Here is a 5,462-nt window from a genome sequence, read left to right as displayed (position 1 = left end):
CAGGCGAGCGACCGAGCCGCTGAGCACGATCACGTCGAAGGTCGGGCCGCTGGGCAGCGGCACCGAGCCGTCGGCGTTGCGAACTTCGACGTTGCTTACGCCATTGCGGCCCAGGTTCTCGGCCGCCACCGCTGCGAGGCCGGGATCGATTTCCAGCGTGAGCACCTGCGCGGCGCGGTGCGCCAGCAACGCGGCCATGAAGCCGGAGCCGCTGCCGATCTCGAGCACCGTCTCGTGCTTCTTGATGTGCAGGTCCTGCAGCATGCGGGCCTCGACCTTCGGCGAGAGCATGCACTGGCCGGGCTCCTTGTGGGCGGCGCCTTCGAGCGGGAGTTCCATGTCGAAGAATGCGAGGCTGCGATGGGCCTTGGGCACATAGTCCTCGCGGCGGATCTGCGCGAGCAGTTCGAGGATCTCGTGGTCCAGTACATCCCAGGGGCGGATCTGCTGCTCGATCATGTTGAAGCGCAGGCGCTCCAGGTCGTGGGTGGCATTCATGGGCGCGTTCATGGGGGTGTTCCTCGTGCCTATCGGGGTGTTGGGGGGCGATTCAGGTCAAACTTTCGATTCTAGGGGCCGGCTTTGCCGCGTCCGTGCCGTCGCGATGCGCCGGCTTCTTCTCGCCGCGCCAGATGCGCCTGGCCCACGCGGCGAGGTCGTCCATGTAGCAGTAGACGACGGGCACTACCACCAGCGTCAGCAGAGACGAGGTGATCACGCCGCCGATCACGGCCTGGCCCATGGGGGCGCGCTGCTCCGAGCCCTCGCTGAGCGCGAAGGCCAGCGGCACCATGCCGAAGATCATGGCCAGGGTGGTCATCAGGATCGGGCGCAGCCGCACGCGTGCCGCCAGCAGAAGTGCCTCGGCACGCGGCAGGCCGGGGGTGGTGCTGCCGTCTGCGGCGACCACGGGTTCGCGCGCGCGGATTGCGAAGTCCACCAGCAGGATCGCGTTCTTGGTCACCAGGCCCATCAGCATCACGATGCCGATGATCGAGAACATCGAGAGCGTGGAGCCGAAGAGCATCAGCGCCAGCACCACGCCGATGAGCGTCAGCGGCAGCGCGGTCATCAGCGCCAGCGGCTGCAGGAAGCTCTTGAACTGGCTGGCCAGGATCATGTAGATGAAGATGATCGCCAGCGCCAGTGCCGACACCGCATAGCCGAAGGATTCCTGCATGTTCTTGGTCGAGCCGCTGAACTGCCAGCCGTAGCCCGGCGGGAATGCGATCGCCTCCAGCGCCTTGCGGATGTCTGACGAGACCTCGCCGGCCGAGCGGTTCGCGACGTTGGCGTTGATGCTGACCTCGCGCGCCAGCGCGCGCCGGTTGATCTGGTTGGGCCCGGTGGTCTCGCGCACCTCGGCCACCTGCTGCAGGCGCACGATCCGGCTGGAGCCGTCGGCGTTGGCGCCCATGGCCGTGCTGACGAAGGGCAGGCGCGCCAGGTCGGCCGGCGAGTTGCGTACCTCGGGCGCGAGGCGAACGTTGACGTCGTAGGTCTGGTCGTCGGGCGCGCGCCAGTTGCCCACCGTGGTCCCGGCCACCAGCGTGCGCAGGGCGGCGGCGATCGGCGCCACGCCCAGGCCCAGGTCGGAGGCGGCGTCGCGCCGCAGCACCACGCTCACGGTCGGCTTGTTGGGCTTCTGGCTCGAGTCGAGGTCGACCAGGCCGGGGATCGGGCGGATGGCCTCCATCACCCGCTGCGTGAGCCGCTCCAGCTCCTGCAGGTCGGGCCCCTGAAGGGAGAACTCGATCTGCTTGTTGCCGCCCACCGAGTCGCGCAGCCCCACATGGGTGACGGTGATGCCGGGCACGGTGCGCAGGCGCTCGCGCAGCACGGTCGACATCTGGTCGACGCTGCGGCTGCGATCCTTGCGGTCGACCAGGCGAACGTAGATGCTCGCGTACATCTTGCCCTGGGCGTCGCCGGTGTTGATGGTGCTGAGCGTGTAGCGCACCTCGGGCATCTCGCGCAGGACGCCTTCGACCTGGCGGGCCTTGGCCTCGGTCACCTCGAGCGAGGAGCCGACCGGGGTGTGGAAGTTGATGGCGGTTTCCGAATAGTCGGCCTTGGGCACGAACTCCGTGCCCAGCAGCGGGACCATCGTCACGCTCAGAACGAAGATGCCGACGGCCGCGAAGATCGTCGCGAGCCGGTGCGCGAGCGACCACCGCAGGATGGACTGGTAGCCCTCGCCAAGGCGATCGGTCGCGCGGTCGAACCAGCCGGTGACGCGGCCGATGGTCTTGTCGTAAAGGCCGGCCTTGCGCTGGCCCTGCTGCCCGTGCGTGTGGATGGACGGGTCGTGCCACACGCTCGACAGCATCGGGTCCAGCGTGAAGCTCACGAACATCGAGATCAGGACGGCCGCCACGATGGTGATGCCGAACTCGTGGAAGAACTTGCCGATGATGCCTTCCATGAAGCCGATCGGCAGGAACACCGCGACGATGGACAGCGTGGTCGCCAGCACCGCCAGCCCGATCTCCTGCGTGCCGTCGAGCGCGGCGGCGTAGGGCGCCTTGCCCATCTGCACGTGGCGCACGATGTTCTCGCGCACCACGATCGCGTCGTCGATCAGGAGGCCCACGCACAGCGACAGCGCCATCAGCGTCACCATGTTGATGGTGAAGCCGAACATGGCCATGAACCAGAAGGTGCCGATCAGCGCGATCGGCAGCGTCAGGCCGGTGATCACGGTCGAGCGCCAGGAGTTGAGGAACAGGAAGACGATCAGCACCGTGAGCAGGGCTCCCTCGAGCAGCGTCTTGCGCACGTTGTCCACGGCCACGCGGATCGGCCGCGAGGCGTCGCCGATGGGCTCCAGCTTCATGCCCGGCGGCAGCTGCGGCTGGATGTCCGCCAGCGCCTTGCGCAGGCCGTCCACCACCTGGATGGTGTTCTCGTCCTGTGCTTTCTGCACCGACAGCAGCAGCGTGCGCTGGCCGTTGTAGAGCGCGAGGCTGTCGATCTCCTGCGCGCCGTCGCTCACCCGCGCGACCTGGTCGATGCGGATCGGCGCGCCGCCCTTGCGCGCGAGGATGATGCGGCCGAAGTCCTCGGGCCGCTCCATGCGCGCATCGATCTGCACCACGCGCTCCTGCTCCAGCGAGCGCACCGCGCCCACCGGCAGCGCCTGGTTCTCGCTGCGCACTGCCTCCACCACTTGCTGCGCGCTGACGCCGAAGGCCTCCATGGCCTGCGGGTTGAGGTAGATATTGATCTCGCGCTTGGTGCCGCCGACCAGGGTGACCGAGCCGACCCCGCGCACGTTCTCCAGGCGCTTTTTCAGGACCTGGTCGGCCCAGTTGGTGAGTTCGACGGCACTGGGCTGGGTGCCCTCCCCGCCATCAGGCAGCACCGCCACGGACCACACCGGCCGCGAAGCCGGATCGAAGCGCAACACGCGCGGCTCCTTGACCTCGTCGCGGAACAGCGGGCGCACCGCCGACACCTTCTCGCGCACGTCGTCGGCCGCCTTGCGCCCGTCCACGTAGAGCTGGAACTCGATGATCACCACCGACTGGCCCTCGTAGCTGCGCGAGGTGAGGGCGTTGACGCCGGCGATGGAATTGACACCTTCCTCCACCTTCTTGGTCACCTCGCTCTCCACGATCTCGGGCGAGGCGCCGGGGTATTCGGTGATCACCACCACCACGGGGAAGTCGATGTCGGGAAACTGGTCGACCTGCAGCCGTTGGTACGAGAAGATGCCCAGCACCACCAGCGCCAGCATCAGCATGGTCGCGAAGACGGGGTTCTTCAGGCTGACGCGGGTGAACCACATGGGATTCCTCAGGGCGCCGTGGCCGGCGCCAGGCGCACGGCCGTGCCCTCGCGCAGCGGGCCGACGCTCCCGGCCACCACGACCGCGCCGTCGTCGATGCCCTGGACTGTGACCAGCGTCTGGCCGCTGACCTGGCCGCGCGCGCCGGTCTTGACCTGCCGATGCGCGATGCGGCCCTCGATCACCATCTGCACATAGGGCGCGGGCTTGTCGATGCGCACCGCCGACAGCGGCAGCGCGAGCCCCTCGGTGCGCCCGATGTCCAGCGTGCCCTGCGCGAACAGGCCCTGGCGGAAGCCCTCGCTGCGATCCAGCCGCAGGTAGACCAGCACGCTGCGGCTGCCGGCCTGCGCGCTCGGGTTCACCCGCACCACGCTCGCGCCCACGCTGCGCTCGGCGCCGGCGGGGCCGAGCCCGCCGCTACCTTCGATCTGCAGCGCCGCGCGTTGACCCACCCGCACCGCGACCGAATCCGCCGCGGCCACCGTGGCCTCGACCTCGATGCGGCTCAGGTCCACCACCTCGATCACCCGCGCATCGACCGAGACGCGCTCGCCGTTCTGCGCCAGGCGCTGCGCCACCTGGCCGCTGAGGGGGCTCGTGAGCACGGTGTCGCTGAGCGACTTGTGGGCCATCTCCACTGCCGCGAGCGCCGCGCGGTGCGTGGAGCGCGCGGCATTGAGGTTGGACTGCGAGGTGTCGAGTGCAGTGCGGGAGATGAAGCCCTGCTCCACCAGCGCCTTGTTGTTGTCGTAGGTGCGCTGCGCGACCTCGGCCTGGGCGCGGGCGCTCTCGGCCTGCTCCCGGGCTTGGCGCACGCGCGATTCGTATTCGGCGGGCTCGATGCGGGCGATCACCTGCCCGGCCTTCACCGTGTCGCCCTCGCGCACCGCGAGGCCCACCAGCTCGCCGGGCACGCGCGCCTTGACCAGGGCCGAATCGATGGCCCTGAGCGTGCCGGAGACCGCCAGCGTCTGCGCCAGCTCGCGCTTCGTCGCGCGCACCACGTCGGCGGGGGCCAGCTGCACGACGGTCTCGACCGGCGCGCCCGCGGAGGCCGCGGCGGCCTGCTGCGCACGGCGAGCCTCGAGCGCGCGCAGCACGCCCGCGGCGAGAAGCACCACGGCCAGCGCCGCGGCGGCCCATTTCCAGTAGCGCTTCATGGGCCCGCCTTCGGCGGCATGTGGAGGCCGTACAGCACGGTTTCGGCCTGGATCGCCAGGTATTTCTCGGGGTCGATCTCGGACTGGCCGTCGACGCAGATCATGGCCGAGTGCTTCCACAGCATCAGGAAGAGCATCGGCGCGATCACCGCGTAGATCGCATGGTCCACGTCGACCGGCGCGAACTCGCCGCTGTCGATGCCGCGGCGGATGATGCGCCGCAGGAGCGCGTGCCCGGGCCGCACCACCTCCTGGCGGTAGAACTCGGCCAGCTCGGGGAAGTTGCCGCCTTCGCTCAGCATCAGCTTGGTCAGGCCGGAGGCCTTGGTGGACCCCACGCGCTCCCACCAGACGCGCATGCAGTAGCGCAGCATGTCCGAAGTGCTGCCCTCGAAGACCTCGAACTCGGCGTTCCACTCGGTGAAGCGGCCGGCCAGGTTCTCGATCACCACGGCCTTGAACAGCTCTTCCTTGCTCGGGAAGTAGAGGAAGAGGGTGCCCTTGGAAAC

4 protein-coding genes are annotated in these 5,462 nt (G+C 68.9%); all 4 read right to left on the bottom strand.

The window, feature by feature from the left end:
- On the bottom strand, positions 1-498 hold a 498-nt coding region (locus tag APY03_RS14840), incomplete at its 3' end, for a protein-L-isoaspartate O-methyltransferase family protein (RefSeq protein WP_232324280.1).
- A 52-nt stretch (positions 499-550) separates the two neighbouring features.
- Positions 551-3,790, bottom strand: coding sequence for an efflux RND transporter permease subunit (locus APY03_RS14835; protein WP_068677962.1), 3,240 nt, complete (start codon positions 3,788-3,790; stop codon positions 551-553).
- Between the two features lie 8 nt (positions 3,791-3,798).
- Positions 3,799-4,953 carry an efflux RND transporter periplasmic adaptor subunit gene (locus APY03_RS14830; RefSeq protein WP_068677961.1) on the bottom strand — a complete coding sequence of 385 codons (1,155 nt, stop codon included), beginning with the start codon at positions 4,951-4,953 and terminating at the stop codon, positions 3,799-3,801.
- Positions 4,950-5,462, bottom strand: a 513-nt coding sequence (locus APY03_RS14825) for a TetR/AcrR family transcriptional regulator (protein ID WP_232324277.1), incomplete at its 5' end; no start/stop codon positions are given. The genes APY03_RS14825 and APY03_RS14830, both read right to left, overlap by 4 nt.

This window comes from Variovorax sp. WDL1 (assembly GCF_001541225.1).
Lineage (GTDB): Bacteria > Pseudomonadota > Gammaproteobacteria > Burkholderiales > Burkholderiaceae_C > Variovorax.
This window is presented reverse-complemented; position numbering and strand designations above follow the sequence as displayed.